This is a genomic window from Providencia sp. UF-224 (assembly GCF_058245955.1).
On sequence record NZ_JBSICC010000152.1, the window covers coordinates 1 to 233 of the forward strand.

Consider the following 233-nt stretch of genomic DNA (forward strand, 5'->3'; position numbering starts at 1 on the left):
ATTGCATCCATCACCCTTAGTGCCTCAAGCGTGAGCGCCCGATCTCTGGCCATCGCATCCCTCTGTCAGGAAATTTGAATATGCCGACCAGATTAACTGGCTAACAATCCGACGTCCAGATGCTTACCATTTGGATAATGAATTTAGAGAGCCGATTGCCATGATTACATGCAGAACAGCACAACAATGCGGGCAAGCTGACTTTGGTTGGCTGCAGGCTCGCTACACCTTTT

1 pseudogene is annotated in these 233 nt (G+C 48.9%); it reads left to right on the forward strand.

Annotated elements, in window-relative coordinates:
• Window positions 1-160: 160 nt before the first annotated feature.
• Window positions 161-233: pseudogene (locus AC4IFO_RS23250) on the forward strand (pirin family protein); the annotation flags it as partial.